A 20,833-nucleotide genomic window follows, 5' to 3' on the forward strand; every position below is an offset into this window, starting at 1 on the left:
GAGGCTGGGACCAGTGGCGTTTTGCGCTCTCATGTGCCGACGCGTAGGGAACCCAGCGAGCCCAGCAGCCCAAAGACACCGAGCAGCCAGACAACGACGACAAGAACAACCACGACATTCAGGATCGACTTTATCTTTCGATCCATCGGGATGTAGCTGTTGATCGCCCAAAGTCCGACGCCGACGACGACCAGTGTAACAATGAGATTGAGAAGCGACATGTCAAAGCCTGTAGGGTGCTGATAGACTGCTTCAGATCGATATCTTGATCGAGCAGAAGATCTTGTGATTTCGAATTCAATCGGCGTCATTGTTCTGAATTTGCCGCCTATCGGCTGGCATAATTGCGGAGGATCAGTGCTCCGCCGGCGAGAACGCCTATGAGGCCTCCGATCAAATACAGCATCGTATTGCTTGTGTATCGACCGGTCAGGGCTTCAGAAACCTGCTCAATCGGTGCGTTTGAGGCTTGCCAGGCAAAGAATAAAAGGACTATTCCGACCCAAATCGCGATAAAGGCCAGAGTGTTTGACTGATTCATGATCTGATCCTTTTGTGATCGGGCAGCTGCACTTGCAACAAGTCGCCAATCCGACGCGATGTGTCCTTGGTGTCGGAACCGTTAAGCTGATTTAACAAGTGTGAGCATTTTTCGGATTTCTGCACTTACATGGATCAGTTCCGGATGCATCCCGAGGTCTGGAGTTGTGTCTTGATCTTCGTGCAATCAATCGGTCGGCCGTCTGTGGGCCGGGGGCTGACCGGCTACCGGCGCCGTACGGAGTTGCCGCCTGCAAGAATGCCGTTGATCAGCGCTGCAACCGCCGAGTGGAGTTCGGCGCTGTCCCCCTCACTTGTGTCACCGGCATGGGCTGCTGCTGCATCCTGCAAGATGCCAACGATCTCGTCTTCGGGAAGGATCTTGAGATCGTTGAGTGCCAGCAGGAGGGATTCGCATATCGCAAGGGCCGCCGTACCGGGAACGTCATGGATGTGGGGCATCACTCCAGCCTTCTGCGGTTCGGCATCAGCATGGCGACATGCCGGCTGCATCCAAACCATGCGTCAGTGTTGCAGGACTGTGGTACCCTATGCTTAGGCAGATCAGCCTTTAGGCGGGAATTTCGGCCAGTGGCATTCAGGCCCTGTGGCGATCACGCCTTCCAACGCGAGGTGCTTGCAATGCAAAGTCCGCCTGCGCCTTCCAGTCAGCACAGCCCCTTCGCGCGAAAGCTCGGGGCACTCGTGGCCTTGTCCAGCACCGAGCTTGAGGCGCTCGACAAGCTGCATGGACACCGCCGTGTCTTTTCGGCGGGCCATGAGATGGTTCATCAGGGCCAGATGGATCAATCCGCTTATATCCTCGCTTCCGGTTGGGTGTGTTCCTACAAATTGCTGAGCAATGGTGCCCGACAGATCGTCGACTTTCAGATCCCTGGAGACTTTCTCGGGCTCCGGTCTCTGCTCTTCAGGACTGCAGACCACAACATCGAGCCGATCACCGCTGTCGAGGCCTCGGAAGTGCTCGCGAGTACGCTGCTTGGGATCTTCAACATCGCGCCGCGTCTTGCTACGGCCGTTCTCTGGGCCGCTTCGCGCGACGAGGCCATGGTGGTGGAGCATCTCGTCGGCATCGGCCGCAGGGACGCAAAAGAACGGCTCGCGCATTTCCTGCTGGAGTTGGGGGCTCGTCTCAAGCTCGTCGGCCTGGGGTCATCGGAAGGCTACGCCTGTCCCCTGTCGCAATACATGCTGGCTGATGCTCTGGGTCTCAGTGCGGTTCACGTCAACAGGGTGCTGCGGGAGTTGCGCGAGGATGGACTTGTTACATTCCAGCATGGGCAAGTGACCTTTCACGATCTTCAAGCTCTCGTTTGTCTTGCAGACTTTGACAAGGCGTATCTCGATCATGATGGCCCATTGATGAAGTAGATGTATAATTTTCAGATATCAAAAAGGCAGCTTTAAGATCTATTCTTGATCTGTTTTATTTTTGATTTTTGCGTTTTATTGAAAGAAATTTACCCCGCGAGCGCGTGTTCCCTGCGTCGTGACACGAGGCCGGGCTGGTTGCGCGGCACTGATTCACATCAATGCCGGGCGGCCGAAATCCGATCAGGTTCATGCAGAACGACGCCGATCCGCGGAACCTGCGTTCCGCGCCTTCCCGGCGCAAAGGCTGGCGCTGCATGGTAGACAAGTCGCAGATCGATCTGACTGCAAATTCGAGCAAGTTGAGCGGGCAGTCGTCGCAGATCTCAGCCAACGCGCTCGTTGCGGTGAAAAAGGACGTGCTTGCAGGGCCACAGGCGCCAGAGCGTGCCGCTCGGTCAAAGTCTGTGTGGGGCCGGTGGAGGCTGCGTCTCGCGGTGCTTGTTGCTGCGGGTGTGGCCGGCTGGCTGTTCTATGCGCAACCCTGGTCACCCGGTGGTGTTGCGATCCAGGTTGAGGCGATCGCTGAAGGTCCTGTCACCCGGGTGCTGGCTGTCAGTGGCCGAACGGCAGCGCTCCATTCGGTCGTTATCCGATCAAACGTAGCGGGCACACTCGTCGACCCGTTGGCGGAAGAGGGCGATGTCGTGCCGCAGGGGGCCGTGCTTGCACGGTTGGATGATACATCGCAGCGGGCTGCATTGCGGCAGGCCGTCGCGGCCCTCGATCAGGGGCTGGTAACGCGTGAACAGGCCCGGGCGGCCCTTGAACGGGCACAGTCGCTCGGGACGACGGTATCCCGGGTATCACTGGACGACGCCGGCCGGGCCGCTGAAGTGGCAGACCGGGAGGTTGGCCGGCTGACGGCCCTGGTTGATCAGGCACAGTTCCAGCTGACCCGATACAGTATCCTTGCCCCCCTGGCCGGCACGATCCTGACACGGGGTGTCGAACCGGGACAGGTTGTCGACCTCACGACCCAACTGTTCGAGCTGGCGGATCTGCGCGATCTTGTGGTCGAAACCGATGTGGACGAGTCCTATGCAACGCAGATCCGTCCGGGCATGCCGGCGCGGCTGCAACTGACCGGAAGCTCGCAGATCGTCCCGGGCACGGTGAGCTTTGTCTCGCCCCTAGTTGATGCTGCGACCGGCGGTCTTGCGGTCAAGATCGCGTTTTCCGAAGCGCAACAGGCGCCGGTCGGACTGACCGTCACCTCGAACATCGTCGTTGACCGGCAGGAACGCGCAATCACCGCTCCGCGGTCGGCGATCATCCGGCAGGGGCAGGACACGTCCGTATTCGTCATCCTCGATGGCAAGCTGCACAAGACAGACGTCGAGGTCATCGAATGGCCTTCCGAGCGGCTCATCGTGACGCGCGGGCTCAAGGCCGGCGACATTCTGGCTGTCGACGTGGCGGGTCTCGTTGATGGTCAGGCCGTCTTGATCGCGGGAGCGCCGTGATGCTTTATGCGTTCAAGATCGCGGCGCGCTACCTGACGGCCAGCAAGGCGCAAACGTCACTCCTGATCTTCGGGGTCGCCGTCGGCGTCTTCATTTTCATCTTCATGAGCGCCCTGATTGGCGGACTGGCGGAGTTCATCCTGTCGCGGACGGCCGGTGACCTGTCGCATGTCACCATCGAGGCCGAAGCCATCGAACCACCGCTGCTGCTCGAAGAGACGAGCGGTGTGGTCCTGTTGGCACGGGAAAAGGACACCAGCCGTCAGGCGCGGTTGACCAACACCGATGCCTTCCTTCCCGTGATCGGGCAACTGCCCGGAGTGACCGCCGTTTCGCAGCAGATCACCGGTGGCGGCGTGCTTCGGCGAGGTGCCCAGACGATGCAGGTGAGCGTCATCGGCGTGGAGCCGGAGAACGTTTCCGCAATCATCAACCTGAAGCGCTATCTCGTCGAGGGAACCGTCGCGCTCGGGTCAGGCAAGATCCTAGTCGGCAAGAAGCTTGCCGAGGAACTGGGTTTCCGGCTGGGACAGACGCTCCGCCTTCAGGCCGATACCGGCATCGATCAGTCGCTCGTCGTCAGTGGTATCTACGAGACAGGGTCCGGCGGGCCGGACCGGCGACAGGCGTTTGTCAGTCTGACCACGGCGCGCACGTTGTTTGCGATGCCGCAGGGCATATCCAGGATCGAGATCAAGCTCACGAACCTCTATGACGCCGATGGCACTGCCGCACGGATCGAGGCCGCCACCGGCTTGCCGGCAAAGTCCTGGACGGAGGATGCGGCCCAGTTGCTGGATGCCCTCAAGGCTCAGGCGCAGACCGGCCTCATGCTGAAGTCCTTCGCGCTGGTGACCATCATCATCGGCGTCGCCTCTGCCTTGTTGTTGTCGACCTACCGGCGCAGACCTGAAATCGGGATCATGCGGGCGATGGGCGCGCCACGAGGCTTCGTTGTCCTGGTGTTTGTCATGCAAGGTGCCTTGATCGGGCTGTTCGGCGGGTTGCTGGGGGCCGGCAGCGGATATGCCGTGCTGCTGGCCTTTCCTTCTCGCGAGGAATTTCAGCCGGGCAATCTGCCGATAGACATCGCGCAAGGTGCCTATGGCGTTGCGATCCTTCTCACCGTCATCAGCGCCACCCTCGCGTCGATCCTGCCCGCACGTGCAGCCTCGCGGGTGGATCCCGTCACGGCCATCGGCCAATGAGCGCGCTGCTGGTCGAGGTCCGCGATCTCTGGAAGACCTTCGGTGAAGGTGAGGCGGAGACCCAGGTTCTCAAAGGCCTCGACTTGAGCCTGGGTGTCGGGGAAATGTCCGCATTGCTTGGGCCTTCGGGATCGGGCAAGAGCACGCTTCTGACCATCCTGGGCACATTGATGCAGCCGACCTCGGGGCGCTACACGATGCTGGGGGAGGACCTGATGCGAGCGAGCGAGCAGGACCTGACCGCCTTCCGCAACAGGCACATCGGCTTTGTGTTCCAGTTTCACAATCTCTTGCCGGATTTTACCGCGCTCGAGAATGTCATTTTTCCAACGGCCGTCCGTGAAGGTCGCGAGACGCCAGCCGCCCGGGCGCGTGGACGCGCGTTGCTCGTCCGCATGGGACTTGAAAACAGGATCGACTTTCCCTCGACAAACCTGTCTGGCGGACAGAAGCAAAGGGTTGCGGTCGCCCGCGCGCTGATGAACAGTCCCGAGCTGGTTCTGGCCGATGAGCCCACCGGCAACCTGGACCGGGCATCAGCCGATCAGGTCATGGCGCTGATTGACGAGATCAACCGCGAGGAAGGCACGACATTCCTGATTTCCACCCACGACGACAAGATCGCCGGCCGTTGCCGCAGGCAGATCCTTGTGGGGGATGGCCAGGTCACCGGCTAGGTACTGAACGGGGCCATTCTGGCCGAGCGAAATGGTGCTTGAGCCGAACCAGGCTCCTGACTAGCGTCTACGCTCGGCCGCCGAGCGGCCACGGCCACAGGGCGATGATCGCGGGCGATGACGATCGGGTGGATGACCATGAACGCGGAATTGTCACGGCTGGAGCTTCTCAAGCGCTCCAATGCTGCAAGGCTGAAACGCAAGCTGGTTGCGAAGCTTTTGGGCCGGGTGGCTCCCGTGATCGCGGAGACCTGTGACAGCTTCACGATCGCGGTCGATGCAGAGACTGTCGCCGCCATCCGGTCTTTTGCAGCGCGTTTTCCTCAATCGGGTGACTGGTATGTCAATGGGCAGGTCTATGGAGCACCGCACGAGAACTTGACCCGCTCAGCGCTTGCAGGCCTGCTGGAGCAGCACGGGCTCTCCGGTTGGGCCGAATTCAGTTTGGGCGTTCCCTGCAGGCATGATCTTGCGGTGATCGGACTTCCGGTCGAGATCCTCCCGGCTCTGATCCCCGCTCTGCTCACACTGTCGGAGGAGCCGGTGACGGACCTTGATGAGGTTCCATCGCTGGACGACTGCAGGATCGTCAACCGAACCGCCGGCTGGAGCCTGCTTCTCTGGCATGAAGGGCTGATCGTGTTCGACAAGCTTGCGGTGCCCGGACCGATGGCCGAGGGATAAAGGCAAGATAGCTGGGGCTGCGGTGGGGGGAGCTTGCGGCGCGATCTGTCAGGCGCTTTGTCAGGCGCTTTGGCGCTGCACGAGTTCGGGCGCGAGACGAACGACCTGGGTCTGGTGCGGCATCCCGGTTGGCGCTTCTGAGTCCAGTTGGCCGGTCCCGGAGATGCGCTGCTTGAGAAGCCGCAGGGCCGCCCGTGCTGTTTCCACAACGGGATTGCGCACCGTTGTCAGCTGATAGGGCTCCCAGGCGGCTGCGGGGATGTCGTCAAAACCGGTGATCGCGATGTCACCAGGCACGCTGAGGCCGAGCCGGCGGGCCGCTGCTATGGCTCCCAGCGCCATGGCATCATTGCCGCAGAGGATGGCATCGGGTTTCTCCGGAGCTGTCAGAAGCGTCAGGGCTTGGGCGAGGCCACTGTCGACCGAGTAGTCGCCCTGCCGCGCCGCCAGCAGCTTCATGCCGCGCCGGTCCAGCGCCTGCAGCAGACCATCCTGGCGCTCGATGTTGGAAAAGGTCTCCGGCGTGCCGCCGATCCAGGCCAGGCGCGTGTGACCGCGCGCCGTGAGGTGCTCGACCAGCAGTTCGAGGCCAAGCCGGTTGTCGCAGCACACCGCATCGGTGTCGCCTTCCGGCATGACGCGGCCAACCATGACGAGCGGAGCCCCCGAGGCGCGGCAGCGCTCTGCCAGCGCCGGGCTGACCGAGCCTGCGGCGACGATGGCACCATCGACCTGATAGGCGAGAGCGTCTTCCAGCGCATTGTCCAGCTCGTCGCCTGGCTGAACCTGCAGGAGCAAGGGCCAGTTGCGCGCCTGCCTGATCTCGCGGCTCAGCGTTTCGAGGAGCCAGGCTTCGTAGGGGCGGGAGACCGAGCCGACCACGAGGGCGATGAGGCCAGTCTGGCTGCCGGTCAGGCCACGGGCGATGCGGTTGGGCCGGTAGCCTAGCTTCTCGGCAACGGCCAGCACATGGGCGCGCTTGCGGGCCGCGATCGGCGCGCCCTCTGTGAAGGCGCGCGAGACCATGGCGCGGGAAACGCCGGCTGCTTCGGCAACATCATCGGCAGTGACGCGCATGTCTTCTCCGGCATTCCTGAACTCGCGTGCATGTCGTGCATCGCACAATAATCAGCCAAATGCAAAACCCTTTGACATGAAACTGTCATGCGTCAAACATAGATTGCACACGCGTTCAATCGGAGGAAGTCATGGGAACGGAAGCGCTGTCGCTGGAGGAGGTGTCCATTCGTCTTGGGCAATCTCTCATTCTCGACGGGATTTCGCTGCAGGTGCCCGCGGGCAGCTTTACCTGCCTTCTGGGGCCGTCCGGCTGTGGCAAGACCACCTTGCTGCGAGCCATTGCCGGCTTTGCTCCGTTGAGCGCCGGTGACATCACCGTGGGCGGGCGCTCGATCTCGAACCTGGCGCCAGAGGCGCGGCAGACGGCAATGGTGTTCCAGTCCTATGCGCTGTGGCCGCATATGACTGTCGCTGGCAATCTGACCTATCCGCTGAAGCTGCGGGGGCTTTCGAAGGTCGAACGTGACCGGCGCGCGGAAGCCATCCTGTCGCTGCTCGGCCTGGAAGGTTATGGCCCGCGCGCGGTTATCAGCCTTTCCGGTGGCCAGCGCCAGCGCGTCGCGCTGGGGCGTGCGCTGATCATCGACCCGCCCTTGCTGCTGCTGGATGAGCCCCTGTCCAACCTTGATGCCTCGATCCGCCGCAGTCTGCGCGGCGAGCTGCGCCGTCTGCAGCAGAAGGTCGGCATCACCACCATCATGGTGACTCATGATCAGGATGAGGCCCTGGCGATGGCAGACCGGATCGTGCTCATGCGGCAGGGACGGATCGTCCAGGTGGCGAGCCCCGAGGCGCTCTACAGTGCCCCGGCAGATCTTGAGGTGGCTCATTTTCTCGGCGTCGACAACGTCGTCGATCTTCGACCCGGTGATCCCGTGGCTGCAGGTGGCGCGCTGGCGGGCTTCCGGACAGCAGATGCACGCGTGTTCACTGGCGAAGCGCCGGCAGGCCTCGACGCCGTGCTGGTTCGGGCTGGCACCGTGACGGCCTGCGCCTATGCCGGCGGCAGCTATCACGTCTCCATCGACCTTTCCGACCAGGCAGGAAACGAGTCGCTCAGCGGTGCCTCTGGGGCCGCCCTGTCCGCTCTTTCGTCCGTGCCAGTCGCGCCCGGGACAAGGGCCCGGCTTTCCGTTCCCGCTCCGATGCTGATGAGCTTCGGGGCTGACAGCCGCCTGCTCCAGGGGATCAGGCAATAACTTCGCACGCAGAACCACAGGGAAGACAAGTCATGAACATCCGGATTGCCCTTGCCAGCCTGCTGGCAGCCACAACCCTTGCCACCAGCGTGTCAGCGCAGACGCTTACGGTGATCACCGCCGGCGACACCAACATGGTGGACTACATCAACGACTATCTCGGACCGAAGTTCGAGGAAGGCCATCCGGGCGTGACCGTTCGCGCGGTTGGCACCGGCCCGGGCGATGGCGGCAGCCAGGCGATCTACGAAAAGATCCATGCCCAGAAGGACAAGAGCGTCTGGGACGTGGACGTTGCCGTCGTGCATCAGCGCATGGCCGGCAAGATGGTCGAAGAGAAGCTGCTGGCGAACTACCGCGACGGCGTCGCCACGTCCAAGCTGGTGACCCGCAAGACGGCTGAGAATGCGCTGGGCGTGAATGTTTCCGGCTATGTCATGCCGATGTTCCACAGCCAGATCGCGATTGCCTACAATCCCGACGTCATTGCCAACCCGCCGCAGTCCTACGACGAACTGGCGAAGTGGGTGAAGGAGAACCCGGGCAAGTTCGGCTACAACGGCATCACCGGCGGCATGGCCGGCGTCGGCTTCGTGTTCGGCTGGATGTATGCCTTCTCCGGCATGGCGGACGAAATCCGCAACGGTCCGTGGGCAGACGGTGCGGCCGACAAGTGGGCGCCGGCCCTGGCTTCCCTGCGCGACTTCAACCAGAGCGTCATGATGACCCCGGGCAACGCCGGCACGCTGGACGCCATGAACCGCGGCGAAATCGCCATGGGTCCGGTGTGGATGGACATGTTCTACACCTGGGTTGCCGATGGCCGCCTGAACCCGAACCTGAAGCTCATGATCCTGTCCCCGGGCATGCCGGGCCAGCCGATGTACTACACGGTTCCGGCCAAGTCCTCCCAGCCGGATCTGGCCAAGGAGTTCATCGCCTTCGCAACCAGCCCGGCCGTGCAGGCTGACGGCATTGTCCGTCGCTTCAACTGGTTCCCGGGCATCGACCCGCAGAACGTGAAGAGCGAGCTGACCGACGCCGAATGGCAGCGCCTGTTTGCCGACGTCACGCCGGAAACGCTGGCCGAGCGCGGCTGGTCGATGCCGCAGGCGAAGTACTTCGCTGCAATCCTGGAAGCTTACGAAAAGAACGTCGCCAAGTAAGGCGCGTCCGGCTCCTGCGACACACCCGACCCGGCCTCGTGCCGGGTCGGGCCCTTGCGTTTCTGACTGACCGGACCGCGCAGCCTGCTGCCGCGACCGGGGAACGGGGCACTCGCCGTAATGACTGCATCTTCTCCACCGCGCAACGCGCCAGGCACCTCGGATCGAAGCCTTGCCCGCATGTGGCCGGGGGTCCTGTTGATCGCCCCTGCCTTGACCGCAATCGCGCTGCTTTATGCGCTGCCTTTGCTGCGCTCGCTGATCACCGCCTTCGTCGGTGAGGACGGACATCCCACTCTCGGCAATCTGGCGAAGGCGCTGGAGTTCTACGGCGCGGATATCGTCTACTCGATCCTTGTGGCTCTTGGGTCCCTGGCGCTGATTGCCTTCGTCTCCATCGCGATTGCCGGCTATCTGACGCTTGGGCAGAGCCGCTGGGCCGTGCCGCTGCTGCGCTGGATCTATCGGTGGCCGCTGTTCATTCCGTTCATTGTCGCAGGTCAGACCGCCCGGTCCTTTCTGGCGCGCAACGGCGTGCTCAATACGCTGCTGACGGACGTCGGCCTGGTCGATGCCGCAACGGCGACAAGCCTTCTGGACTGGCGCGGGCTGGTGTTGACGTTCGCCTGGAAGCAGATCCCCTTCGTCACGCTGCTGCTGGCAGGGGCGATGGCCTCCCTGGACCGCTCCACCATCGAGGCGGCCCGCAACCTCGGGGCTGGCCGGCTGCGCTGTCTGATCGAGATCGTGCTGCCTCAGGTGCGGCCACAACTGCTCGTCGCCCTGGTCCTGTCGCTCGTGACCATCATGTCGGTGCTATCGGTGCCGGTCATGCTGATCTCCGGCAACCCGACCATGATGACGGCCATGATGGCACACCGCGTGACCTTTTATGGCGACTACGCCGTCGCCAATGCGCTGGGCCTGTTTTCCTATCTGCTGACGGCGGTTGCCGCCTGGGCCTACCTGCGGATGAGCCTCAGGGAGAAGTCGAATTGATGCGTTCCCGTCACCCCGCCTTCTCGCGTCTTGCCGAGACGCTGGGCCTTGCGCTCGTCATGGGCCTTGCGGCTTTTGTCGTCTTCGGTCCGCTGGCAAATCTGGCCATCTGGGCCTTTGCCGAACAGTGGTTCTATCCCAACCAGTGGCCGACACGCTGGGGCTTCGAGTTCTGGGCGCGGGTTTTCCGCCCGCGTGCCGGTGCCTGGGAATCGCTCTGGAACTCGGTGTCCATCGCCATCGCGACCGTTGGCCTCTCGATGGTTCTGTCCATCCCGGCGGGTTACGCGCTCGCCCGCCTGACGTTGCCGGCGCGCAGTCTGATCATGCTGGTTTTCCTGTTGCCGCAGGCGTTTCCCTCGCTGCCGATCTTCGTCAACATCGCCGCAATCTTCTATGGGCTTGGTCTCAACGGTTCGCTTTTCGGCGTGGTTCTGGTGCATTCGCTTCCCGGCCTCGTCTATGCGGTCTGGATCGCAACGGCGTCCTTCGCGGCAGTCGATCGCAGCATGGAGGAAGCGGCCCGTAATCTGGGTGCCGGCCCCTTGCGCACGTTCCGCGACATTACCCTGCCGCAAGCTTTTCCCGGGCTCATGGCGGCGTCGATCTTCGTATTCCTCGACAGCATCGATGAGTTCACCGGCACCTATTTTGTCGGTGCACCCGACATCACGACCCTGCCGATCCTGATGTTCAACGCCAGCATGGGCGGCAACTACCAGATTGCCTCCATCACCGCGCTGATCCTCCTGATCCCCTCCGTCGGCTTCATGCTGGTGATCGAACGGTTCCTGAAAGCCGATGTGCTGTCCCGGATCGGTCGCTGACAGAAAGACACTTGCGATGTACATCCTGCATTTCTCCGACTTTCACCTGTTCGCTGGCGACAAGGAAAGCGCCCATCCGCGCGCGGATACGGTCGCTGCCGTCGAACGCGTGCTTGCGGATGCCGCGAGCCTGACGCCGCAGCCCGACCTGGTGCTGATCTCCGGCGATCTGACCGACTGCGGCACCGCCGAGGACTATGCGCTGGCCCGGCGCATGCTTGCCCGGTTTGCCGCGCCGGTGCTTGTGGTTCCCGGCAACCATGACCGCCGCACCGCGATGCGCGGCGCCTTCGAGGACCTTGTCCTGTTCGAGGAGGGACAGTTCCTGAACTTCGACGTGACGTATCAGGGCATCCGCGTCATCGGCCTCGACACGATCATCCCGGGCGCTGTGGCAGGGGAACTCTGCCGGGACCGCCTGGACTGGCTTTCCGAACGGCTTGCCGATGACGCGGCGCGCGCCAAGGCGACGAGCGGCGTCACGTTCCTGATGCTGCACCACCCGCCGTTCGATCTCGCCAGCCCGTCGTGGGATGCGATGACGCTGCTCAAGGGGCGGGAGGAGTTCACCCGTCTCGTCACCGGGTTCAAGGGGCATCTGCGGCTGTTGACGGGCCATGTCCATCGACCGCTGATCACCACGCATGCCGGGCACTTTGCTGCCATTGCCGGCAGCCCTTCGTTCCAGTACGCGCCTGGGCTCGGCTGGACCGGCGAACCTCCCTTGTCGAGTGAGCCCTATGTCTACTGGCTGCATCACGTGACTGGTCCGGGCCAGGTCATCGTCAGTCCGAGGATGATCGACCTAGCTGCCGGTTGAACTGCCGTCCGGGTCTGACGACAGTTTCAGGCTGCGCAGCAACTCGTCCGCGAACATCTGCACCGCCAGGCCCCGGCTGCGACGGTCGCGCTGGACAAGGGTCAGCACGTTCTGTCCGAACGGTCGGTCGCGGATCGGCAGATAGGTCAAGACGCCCGCGCGCAGTTCCTCGGCGACGTCGAACTTGCTGAGGAACGCGATGCTGTCCCCTGTCGCGGCGAGATGCTTCATCGCCTCAATCGAGTTGGTCAGGAATGTCGGCTCGGCCGGCAGGTCAGCCGCCGCGAATGTCTCGGCAACGAGGTCGTGCATCACCATGGACCGGTCCGGGAAGATGAGCGGATAGGGCAGGCATGAGGCGAGCGAAATGCTGTCCATGTCCGACAGGGGATGGGCCGAGGAGACCACCGCCCCGAGCCTTGCATCGACCGAGCCAAGGCAGTCAAGCTGCGCCAGGCGGGGCAGGTTGAAGGCAAGGCCGAGATCGGCTTCGCCGGCTTCCACAGCACCGACGATATCGCGCAGGAACATCACCTTGATGCTGATGCGAATGCGTGGATGACGGGCGCAGAAGAGCGCGGCCGCCTTGGGCACGATGCCGCCGGCTAGGCCGTTCATCGTGGCGACAATCACTTCGCCGCCCTGAAGTGCCTTCAGATCACGGATTTCCGCCTCGACCTGGCTGTATTCCCGCATGGTCCGGCGCACATGGGCCAGCAGGATCTCGCCGGCCGGTGTCAGCCGCAGGCCGCGCGGCAGGCGCTCGAACAGCGGCTCGCCAATGGCCTCTTCCAGCTGCAGCACGTGCTTGTTGATGGCTGATGCAGCAACGTTCAGGCGTTCACCCGCCGCCCTGATCGAGCCGGAGCGGGCAACTTCATCAATGTAGCGCAGCACGCGGGAATGCAGCATCGCAGGTTTGCCTTCGATTGAGCGTGCTAAAAAAGCGAACGCAACGCGCAATAAATACTGCTTTTCGGAAGCGGTGCAATGCCGTCTTATGACCCAGACGGCGCGCCGGGGAAGGGCAGGCGCCGCACGGGGAGGAACTTCAGCACACTGGGCGAGCCATGTCTTCTGCGTCTGTCGCGGAAGCAGGCTGCTGCAAGGCGGCGATGCAAAGGGCGTCTCCGGCTGCGCGCTCGTGCCCTGCTGCCCGATGGTTCCTCCTCAAAGGACAACACCAAGGAGGCACGCCGTGAACGCTCTCGAAGCCACGCATTATGACAAGGTCCGCAACATCTTCGACATCCTGCATGGCAAGGCGGAGGCGGATCTTCTGCTGAAGAACCTCAACATCCTCGATGTGCATGGCGAGACGGTCTACCAGGGTTCGATCCTGGTTCATGACAAGCGCATCATCGCGCTGTCGCCGGACGAGAGCATCCTCAAGGTGCGCGAGGTTTTCGACGGCAAGGGGCTTTACGCAATTCCCGGCCTGATCGATGCGCATATCCACTTCGAGTCGCAGCTTGCCCATCCGACGGCGCTGGCCGAGGCGATGGTGCCCTGTGGCACCACGACCATCTACGCCGAATGCCTCGACCTCTTGAGCGCGGCCGGTGAGGAAGGCGTTGAAGCAGCGACGGCACTGTTCAAGGACTATGACAAGCTGCCCTACCGCCTGTTCGCCTTTGCTCCGGGTAAGAAGACGGCAGCCCATGTCACCCAGGCGGTGCTGCAGATGGAACCGGTGATCGGTCTCGGCGAGTTCGAGCACTTCACCTATTCCTCCGGCAACGACGATGACTTCCGCAAGGCGGCCTGGGTGCGGGCCAAGGGCGGTTTCATGAACGGCCACTGGGGTGTCACCGCCCTGTCCGACATGGTGCTGAACTACCTGCCGGCAATCGGCGTCTCCAACAACCACGACGTCTGGAACGAGGACGACATCGAGAAGTCGATCCGCTACGGCTTCCCGACCCACATCAAGTTCGGCGTCGGCTCCGCAGAAGTGATCAAGGTGCTGCTGCGCGCCATCGTCGACCGCAAGTGGCCGACGGACAACTTCATGCTCTGCACAGACAACATCTCGGTCGAGCGGCTGCTGAAGTCGGGCCACATGGACTGGATCATCGGGGTCTGCGCCGACATGGGCATCAACCCGATCCATGCCATCAAGATGGCCACCTACAACACCGCCCGCTCCTTCCACATGGAAGACCAGATCGGCTCGCTGACGCCCGGCAAGTTCGCTGACATCGTGCTCACCGACAGCCTGTCGCGCATCAACCCGCTCTACGTGTTCAAGGACGGCGAGCTGGTCGCGAAGGACCGCAAGCTGCTGAAGAATGCCGAGATCGACTACTCGGGCATGTGCAAGGACGGCGTGCCTGGTCTTGCCTCGCTCGAAGCCAGCCAGCTCGACATCGTGCCGCTGGAGATCTCGGCTGATGGTACGCAGGCCAAGGTCTATCTCTTCGACGTCTATGGCCGTGGTCACGCCAAGTTCTACCAGGAAGTCTGGGTGCCCTATCGCGACGGCAAGGTCGTGCCGGAGCTGGACGGTGTGCGCTACAGCCGCATTTCCGTCGTGCAGCGCTATCCCAAGGCGGACCGGCATGTTGTCAACGGCCTGTTCAAGGGCGTCTCGATCGAGAGCGGGGCCGTTGCCACGTTCTGGCCGGCACCCAAGCCCTATTTCGTGGCCATTGGCAACGACAGCGCGGAGATGTGCCATTGCCTGAAGCAGGTGGATGGCTACTCCGGTGCCTGCGTGGTCACCGAAAACCTGCAGCAGAAAGCTGTCATGCCGCTCGAGATCTACGGCGTCATGGCCAACATGACCGTCGCTGAACTGACGGCTGCGGCCAGCTCCATCGATGCGGCGCTGGAAGCGCTCGGTAATCGCAACGAGGGTGAGCCGGTCGTCAACAAGCTGCTCAGCCTGTTCATCTCGCTGCACCGCTTCCGCTTCATGGTTTGAGCCGGCCTGAGGCGGACAGGGACACGTCCGGCCGGGCCGATGCCGGCCGGACGTGTCCGCAAACGGATCACAGACTGCTTTTCACGAGGAATTCCAGCGGGACGCGCAGTGCCTGCTGGCTAAGCGGCGCCCAGCACGGCATCAGAGGACTGCGGCAAGCAGGCCAGCCGGGCGCCAGGATCAAACGGAGGAACCGGCCCCCGACGGGGGAGGCCGGATGGAACGGGAGGAAGGAATGGCACAGAAACCTGGCGAGGCGGACATCCTCGACACCGGCAGCCTGATCCGGCGCTGGATCATGTATGTCGTCGGGATCTACATCCTGACATTCGGCGTGAGCCTCGCGATCCGCGCGGGCATCGGCATCTCGCCGCAGTCGAGCCTGACGCGCACCATGACGCTGGTGTTTCCGCCGCTGACGCAGGGCACCTACAATTTCATCCTTGAGCTGATCATGCTGGCGCTGACCTATCTGGTCATGCCGAAGGACTTCAAGATCACGGCGTTCTTCTCGCTGGTGCCTGCCTTCGTGCTGGCGGTGTTCCTTGATCTGAACCTGATGCTGACCGAATTCATCAAGCTGGAGCTTTATCAGGCCAAGGTGGCACTGCTGGTGTTCGCCGATGCGGCCCTGGCCTTCGGTCTGTTCCTGATGATCATTGCCAATCTGGTGCTGATGCCGGTGGACATGTTCGTCAACACCATCTGCAAGCGCACCGGCTGGAAGTGGGGCAACATCAAGACCGGCTTCGACTGCACCCTGCTCCTGACCTCGGCCTGCATCGGCCTCGCGTTCTTGGGCGAAGTGAAGTTCATCCGCGAAGGCACGATCATCAACGCGATCCTGATCGGCCAGTACATCCGGCTCTATTTCTTCATCTACCGGCGTTTCAAGGCCTCCAAGGCTGTTGCAGCCGAAACCGTCCCGGTCACAACGAACTGACCAGCCCCATCCGATCACGAAACCAAAAGGGAGGGCACCGGCGGTGTCCTCCCTTCATCGTTCTGCCGTGTCAGCCGCCCGCGGTCGCGACGGTCTCCGACAGCGACTGGTAGGTGTCGCAAGTGGTGCCGCAGCGTGCCGCGATTTCGGCGAGCTGTGCCTTTGCGCCAGCCAGGTCGCCCATCTCCACCAGCGCTTCGCCCATGTACTCGCGCACAAGGACGTAATCCGGATCGATGCGCAGCGCTTCGCGGTAGTAGCCAAGACCGACGAGAACCCGGCCGAGCTTGCGGTTGGCGTAGCCGAGATAGTTCAGGACGCGTTTGTCGTCCTTGTCATCGGCCAGCGACAGGATGATGATCGCTTCCTCGTACCGTCCGGCCAGCGCCAGATCGCGGCCAGCTTCATAGACGGAATCCTGATCAAGACCCGACTGTGCCTTGATGCACTTGCCGGTCTTCTTGTCCCAGATCTCGCCCTTCTTGCAGTTCTGCACGGTCGGGCTCGGCTCGCTGCCGCCGCCACTGTCCCCGGCTGCCATCGCAAGGCCGGACCCTGCCAGGACCAGCCCGAGACCGCCCACCACCGCCATCGCTATCGCTCGCATTCTTCCGCTCCCGTCGCTCTGTCCACCCGGCTTCCGCCGCGTTCCTGACAATCTAGCGCAAGCTATGCCAACGCCTAGTGACGCGCGACACAGGGCCGATCACACCTGCGGGAGCATCAGATGGCGAGCGGGAAAACCAGTTCGACTGTCGTGCCGCGATCCGGTGCAGAAAAGATGCGGGCATCGCCACCGCTCTGGCGCATGAAGCCATAGACCACGGCAAGGCCAAGGCCCGCTCCGCCTTCACCAGTACGGGTGGTAAAATAGGGCTCGAATGCCTTGTCGACTTCCTCGGCGGTCATGCCCTTTCCGTCATCCGTGACAGATACGACGAGGTCGGCGTCATCCTGACGGCAGCGGAGACTGATTGTCCCGCCGTCGGGACAGGCCGCTGCCGCATTGAGGCACAGGTTCAGGATCGACTGCTCGAAAGGAGCTGGATCGATCATAGCGGGGGGCAAAGGGCCGCTTTCGATCAACTGTATGCTGCAGCGGGATCCAACTGCGATCTCCAGAACATCGATCATGCCGCGCAGAATGCCGGGTACGTCATGCGAGCCCGGATTGATCGGCTGCTGGCTCCCGACGGACAGCATGCTCATGGCAAGGGACCGCCCGCGATCGGCGGCCTTGCGGATCCGCGCGATATGCCGCTTTTGGCGCTCATTGAAGGTCTCGTCACGTTCGAGCAGCCCGAGGCTGCCGGTGATGATGCCGATCATGTTGCCCACCTCGTGACTGACCTGGTGAGTCATGCGCATGATGCCATCAAGTCTCTGTGCCTTCGCGGTCTCCGCTTCACGGCGGTCCATATCCGTAATGTCGCGGGCAAGAAGGATCACCCCGCCATCGCTTTGCCGAGACAGGGACAGTTCGGTCACCAGACCATCGTCGCTGCGGTGGCGCAGAGCCTTGGCTCCTACAAGAAGGCCGGGATCGCCTCCATCCGGGAGCAAGGCAGCGTCGATTTCCGTAATCCCTGCCACAAAGCGGCGGAGCGGCAGCTTGCGCGCAGAGCCCTTGTGTCCGACCAGTTCGATGACACGCCGGTTCATCGTCACCGGTGTGCCTGTTGCATCAAAAATCGCGATCCCTTCATTCATGCTCCGGAAAGTCGAGCGAATGGTGCGGGCGGCGGCTTCTGCCGTCCTGCGCAGACGTGTCACGCGGTCGACGCTGTCCCGAAAGGCGCGGAATGCGTCGAGCAACTGCACCAGCTCGCTCTCATTGCCTCTGTAGTCCGGTGGGCCGATGTCCTTCTGTCCCTTGGCCAGAGCGTTCATGCCATGCGACAGGGTGACAATGCCGCGCGACACGCGCATGACCGACCGGATCGACAGAAAAGCAAGGACCATGACCAGCAATGTTGCGATAGCCACCAGCGCCAGCAACCGTTCCAGTGTCCGTGTCGTCGAACGGAATGCGTCGTTCAGGGCTCGTGTGACGAGTTCCGTTTCAGCCTCCGCTGCTTCCGAGAGTTCCCGGGCCACCGTGTTGAGCCGCGCGACGGACGAGCGGATGGCAAACATCTCCAGCAGGTAATCCGTCTGCGCCTCAAACACCCGCTCATACGGGAGCAGTTTCGAGCCCGGCAGTGATGGGGGACCAGCTTCCAGTGCGGGGGGCGTTGTCTCGGCGACAAAGCGGCGCCGCAGTTCCCCAAGCTGGAACAAGCTGTCAGAGGTCGATGCCGACTGGGCCAACGCATTCAGCCGCCGCCGCAGATCGGCATTGGCGATGCCATCGCCGAGGGCCACTTCGCTCAGGGCCGAGGCAGCCCTCGCCTTGTGCGACTGGGCAAGGTCTGCCTTGCCGGCAAGATCGAGCGTATCCAGACGGATCGTGGCCAACAGGCCAGCAATCGCACTCTCTCCGGCGCTGCGGCCGGATGCGGCCGTACCAAGGGTTTCCAGCAGCGTATCGACCTGGACCACCAGCGCCCGGCTCTTGCTGGAGACACGATACGGCGACGTTGCGTTCATCAGGAAAGGAGCGCTGGACACCAGATCGGAGACCTGACGCGACACCAGAGCTGCCTTGGCGAGACTGGAATAGGCGGCAAGACCATTGGCGGCCATTTCATCGCGAGCCCGCGACAGGCCAAAGATGGAGATCGCAGAAAGGCTAATGACCAGTGCACAGATGAACGCGATTGCGAAGGGGAGCCGGAATGCGATGGAGCGCAGGAAAGGCCGGCTGATCACGAAGCTGCCTCACCAGGGCCCGTGCTCAGAATATAGCCTTTACCGCGCCGCGTCTTGATGTGGCTGGGCAGATCGGGATTGCGCTCGATCTTGCGCCGCAGGCGCAGCACCAGAACATCGACGTTGCGATCGATATGGCGGTCCGTTTCCGCGCCCAGACGCGCCAGGATCTGCGTACGGCTGACCGGCTGGTTTGGCGTTGCGGCCAGAATCTCCAGGAGCGAAAACTCTGCTGTCGTCAGCGTCCGGCTCGGGTCCGCACGACACACGGCACGCCGGTTCCTGAGGTCAATGGCCCAGTCGCCGAGGATCAGCCCACCCGCGACCGCGCCCGTCGTCTCTGCATGGCGATCAGGATCTCGCTCTGCCCTGAGGGCGGGAACTGTCCGGCGCAGCACAGCCTTGATCCGCGCAGTCAGCTCGATCGGTTCGAACGGCTTGACGACATAGTCGTCTGCCGCCGTTTCCAATCCCAGCACCCGGTCAGCGGCGCTGCCGGCGGCGGTCACCATGACAATGCCGACATCGGTTTCTGCGCGCAGGCGCTGGGCAAAGGCCCGGCCCGATGTGCCCGGCAGATTGTGATCGACCAGCACAAGCTCTATCCGCTCGCGCTCAAGCACAAGCCTTGCGTCTTCTGCCGATGCGGCACAGACGGGTGTCCATCCCTCCGCTTCGACGAGATCGGCAATCAGCTCGGCCATGTCCGGATCGTCCTCCACGATCAGGATCCTAACCTTCTGTGTCTGCACTCCTCCGTCCTCCCGCCGATATCATATGCATGCTTGCGAGAGGGTGCAAAGCATTGGTTTTTCTTGCAAATGTAATATTTGTAATCTTTGTAAGGGCTGTCATGCATTCGTGCCCCTGGTGCAACATCGGTAACCATTCTTCCGTTGTCCGCCGCTGCAGTTCTGCCATTCTGGTGCCAGTCGCTGGAGAGGAACAGCGGTCTGGGGGGACAAACGTGAGAGCCATGAGCGCCTTAGGCGCCGGGTTGGCCATTTGGCTGCTTGGCGCGGGCATGTGTCATTCTGCTGCCGTGCTCAACGTCCTTTGTGGCGTTGATGAAGCCTGGTGCGCAGCCATGCAAGCTGCCTATGAGCAGCAGTCCGGCCGCAAGATCGACATGATGCGCAAGAGCACCGGAGAGATCCTGGACGAGATCCGCGCTGGGCGTGGGGATCCGGTGGTCGATGTCTGGTGGGGCGGGACTGGCGACACGCATCTCCAGGCTGCGGCAGAAGGCTTGCTTGCGCCCTACACGCCGGCCAACGCCGCAGATCTTCTTCCATGGGCGCGCAACTTCCACAGCCTGTCAGGTGGGCAGTCCATTGGCGTCTATGCCGGTGCTCTTGGCTTTGCCTACAATCAGGATCTTCTTGCTGCTCGGGGGCTTCCCGCACCAACTTGCTGGAACGACCTCACCAATCCTGCCTATCGCGGCCTGATCCAGATCGCCAATCCCAGTTCGTCTGGCACGGCTTTCACCGCGCTTGCGACACTCATTCAGCTTTTCGGTGAAGACGAGGCCTTTGCCTATCTCGGGCGGCTCGATCGCAACATCGCCGAATACACGAAGTCCGGCGCGGCGCCAGTCAAGGCAGCTGCGCGCGGGGAGACGCTGATCGGCATCTCCTTCATCCATGACGCTGTGACCCAGAAGCAGGCGGGTTCCCCGCTGGTCATCGTCGCTCCCTGCGAGGGAACGGGCTACGAGATCGGTGCCGTCAGCCTGGTGAGGGGGGCTCGTCATCTGGAGGAAGCTCAGCGCTTTGTTGCGTTTGCTCTCAGTCCCGAGGGGCAGGCAACAGGCGCGGCAGCCGGTCAGAACCAGGTCCCCGCCAACGCAAGGGCCGCCCTCCCGCTCGCCGCGCCGGACATCTCGCTCATTCGCATGGTGGATTATGACTCCGCAACTTTCGGCTCGCCCGACCAGCGCAGCCGGTTGCTCCGGCGCTTTGCCAGTGAGATCCGCCTGATCAACTGAGACTGTCGCTAGCAGCGTCAGTCAGACCGATCCCAAACCACCCCGATCAACGGGCCGCACCAATTGCGGCGCCGAACGGACGAAGCTTGTCCGTTGGTGCCGCCA

21 protein-coding genes are annotated in these 20,833 nt (G+C 62.6%); 13 read left to right on the forward strand and 8 right to left on the reverse strand.

Features of this window, described 5'->3' with window-relative positions; all coding sequences use genetic code 11:
* Positions 1–29: 29 nt before the first annotated feature.
* From OVA12_RS03425 to OVA12_RS03435, 3 genes are all read right to left on the reverse strand, one after another.
* On the reverse strand, positions 30–221 hold the full coding sequence (locus tag OVA12_RS03425) for a Thivi_2564 family membrane protein (protein ID WP_268134504.1): 192 nt from the start codon (positions 219–221) through the stop codon (positions 30–32).
* A 107-nt stretch (positions 222–328) separates the two neighbouring features.
* Positions 329–541 (reverse strand): DUF3185 family protein, encoded by a 213-nt coding sequence (locus tag OVA12_RS03430; protein WP_268134505.1) that lies wholly within the window; start codon positions 539–541, stop codon positions 329–331.
* A gap of 224 nt (positions 542–765) precedes the next feature.
* A complete protein-coding gene (locus OVA12_RS03435; RefSeq protein ID WP_268134507.1) occupies positions 766–1,002 on the reverse strand; it encodes a hypothetical protein in 237 nt (78 codons plus the stop codon).
* A 249-nt stretch (positions 1,003–1,251) separates the two neighbouring features.
* Between OVA12_RS03435 and OVA12_RS03440 the strand changes: the two genes are divergently transcribed.
* The 5 genes from OVA12_RS03440 (at position 1,252) to OVA12_RS03460 (ending at position 5,967) form a co-directional block, all read left to right on the forward strand.
* Positions 1,252–1,932 carry a Crp/Fnr family transcriptional regulator gene (locus OVA12_RS03440; protein WP_268134509.1) on the forward strand — a complete coding sequence of 227 codons (681 nt, stop codon included), beginning with the start codon at positions 1,252–1,254 and terminating at the stop codon, positions 1,930–1,932.
* A 437-nt stretch (positions 1,933–2,369) separates the two neighbouring features.
* Positions 2,370–3,398, forward strand: coding sequence for an efflux RND transporter periplasmic adaptor subunit (locus OVA12_RS03445; RefSeq protein WP_268134510.1), 1,029 nt, complete (start codon positions 2,370–2,372; stop codon positions 3,396–3,398).
* Entirely contained in the window at positions 3,398–4,606 is a 1,209-nt protein-coding gene (locus OVA12_RS03450) for an ABC transporter permease (protein WP_268134511.1), read from the forward strand. Before OVA12_RS03445 ends, OVA12_RS03450 begins: the two co-directional genes overlap by 1 nt.
* Positions 4,603–5,283: an ABC transporter ATP-binding protein gene (locus tag OVA12_RS03455; RefSeq protein ID WP_268134512.1), complete on the forward strand. Its 681-nt coding sequence runs from the start codon at positions 4,603–4,605 to the stop codon at positions 5,281–5,283. Before OVA12_RS03450 ends, OVA12_RS03455 begins: the two co-directional genes overlap by 4 nt.
* Positions 5,284–5,400: 117 nt before the next feature.
* Positions 5,401–5,967 carry a hypothetical protein gene (locus tag OVA12_RS03460; RefSeq protein WP_268134514.1) on the forward strand — a complete coding sequence of 189 codons (567 nt, stop codon included), beginning with the start codon at positions 5,401–5,403 and terminating at the stop codon, positions 5,965–5,967.
* A 60-nt stretch (positions 5,968–6,027) separates the two neighbouring features.
* Here OVA12_RS03460 and OVA12_RS03465 read toward each other — a convergent pair whose 3' ends face one another.
* Positions 6,028–7,044, reverse strand: coding sequence for a LacI family DNA-binding transcriptional regulator (locus OVA12_RS03465; protein ID WP_268134516.1), 1,017 nt, complete (start codon positions 7,042–7,044; stop codon positions 6,028–6,030).
* Between the two features lie 131 nt (positions 7,045–7,175).
* Here OVA12_RS03465 and OVA12_RS03470 point away from each other — a divergent pair, with 131 nt between their 5' ends.
* The 5 genes from OVA12_RS03470 to OVA12_RS03490 all read left to right on the forward strand — a co-directional run bounded on the left by OVA12_RS03470 (position 7,176) and on the right by OVA12_RS03490 (position 12,058).
* Positions 7,176–8,246, forward strand: coding sequence for an ABC transporter ATP-binding protein (locus OVA12_RS03470; RefSeq protein WP_268134518.1), 1,071 nt, complete (start codon positions 7,176–7,178; stop codon positions 8,244–8,246).
* A 32-nt stretch (positions 8,247–8,278) separates the two neighbouring features.
* Positions 8,279–9,412 carry an ABC transporter substrate-binding protein gene (locus tag OVA12_RS03475; protein ID WP_268134520.1) on the forward strand — a complete coding sequence of 378 codons (1,134 nt, stop codon included), beginning with the start codon at positions 8,279–8,281 and terminating at the stop codon, positions 9,410–9,412.
* Between the two features lie 180 nt (positions 9,413–9,592).
* A complete protein-coding gene (locus OVA12_RS03480; protein ID WP_268136995.1) occupies positions 9,593–10,411 on the forward strand; it encodes an ABC transporter permease in 819 nt (272 codons plus the stop codon).
* Complete coding sequence (locus tag OVA12_RS03485; RefSeq protein ID WP_268134521.1) at positions 10,411–11,238, forward strand: ABC transporter permease; 828 nt, start codon at positions 10,411–10,413, stop codon at positions 11,236–11,238. Before OVA12_RS03480 ends, OVA12_RS03485 begins: the two co-directional genes overlap by 1 nt.
* Before the next feature lie 16 nt (positions 11,239–11,254).
* A complete protein-coding gene (locus OVA12_RS03490) occupies positions 11,255–12,058 on the forward strand; it encodes a metallophosphoesterase (protein ID WP_268134522.1) in 804 nt (267 codons plus the stop codon).
* Here the strand turns inward: OVA12_RS03490 and OVA12_RS03495 are convergent.
* On the reverse strand, positions 12,044–12,970 hold the full coding sequence (locus tag OVA12_RS03495) for a LysR family transcriptional regulator (RefSeq protein ID WP_268134524.1): 927 nt from the start codon (positions 12,968–12,970) through the stop codon (positions 12,044–12,046). The two genes, OVA12_RS03490 and OVA12_RS03495, sit on opposite strands and share 15 nt — an antisense overlap.
* A 286-nt stretch (positions 12,971–13,256) precedes the next feature.
* On the opposite strand from OVA12_RS03495, the gene OVA12_RS03500 reads away from it, so the two are divergent.
* Complete coding sequence (locus OVA12_RS03500) at positions 13,257–14,984, forward strand: amidohydrolase family protein (RefSeq protein ID WP_268134526.1); 1,728 nt, start codon at positions 13,257–13,259, stop codon at positions 14,982–14,984.
* Between the two features lie 235 nt (positions 14,985–15,219).
* Positions 15,220–15,927 carry a YczE/YyaS/YitT family protein gene (locus OVA12_RS03505; RefSeq protein ID WP_268134528.1) on the forward strand — a complete coding sequence of 236 codons (708 nt, stop codon included), beginning with the start codon at positions 15,220–15,222 and terminating at the stop codon, positions 15,925–15,927.
* Positions 15,928–15,997: 70 nt separating this feature from the next.
* Here the strand turns inward: OVA12_RS03505 and OVA12_RS03510 are convergent, their stop codons facing one another.
* The 3 genes from OVA12_RS03510 to OVA12_RS03520 form a co-directional block, all read right to left on the reverse strand.
* Positions 15,998–16,534, reverse strand: coding sequence for a tetratricopeptide repeat protein (locus tag OVA12_RS03510; RefSeq protein ID WP_442793802.1), 537 nt, complete (start codon positions 16,532–16,534; stop codon positions 15,998–16,000).
* A gap of 116 nt (positions 16,535–16,650) precedes the next feature.
* Positions 16,651–18,738 carry a sensor histidine kinase gene (locus OVA12_RS03515; protein ID WP_268134530.1) on the reverse strand — a complete coding sequence of 696 codons (2,088 nt, stop codon included), beginning with the start codon at positions 18,736–18,738 and terminating at the stop codon, positions 16,651–16,653.
* Positions 18,735–19,490: a response regulator transcription factor gene (locus OVA12_RS03520; RefSeq protein ID WP_268134532.1), complete on the reverse strand. Its 756-nt coding sequence runs from the start codon at positions 19,488–19,490 to the stop codon at positions 18,735–18,737. The genes OVA12_RS03515 and OVA12_RS03520 overlap by 4 nt, the downstream gene beginning before the upstream one ends.
* A 224-nt stretch (positions 19,491–19,714) precedes the next feature.
* Between OVA12_RS03520 and OVA12_RS03525 the strand changes: the two genes are divergently transcribed.
* Positions 19,715–20,728: an ABC transporter substrate-binding protein gene (locus OVA12_RS03525; protein ID WP_442793803.1), complete on the forward strand. Its 1,014-nt coding sequence runs from the start codon at positions 19,715–19,717 to the stop codon at positions 20,726–20,728.
* The last annotated feature ends 105 nt before the right edge of the window (positions 20,729–20,833 follow it).

Origin of the sequence: Pannonibacter sp. SL95, from assembly GCF_026672425.1 — a bacterium.
Lineage (GTDB): Bacteria > Pseudomonadota > Alphaproteobacteria > Rhizobiales > Stappiaceae > Pannonibacter.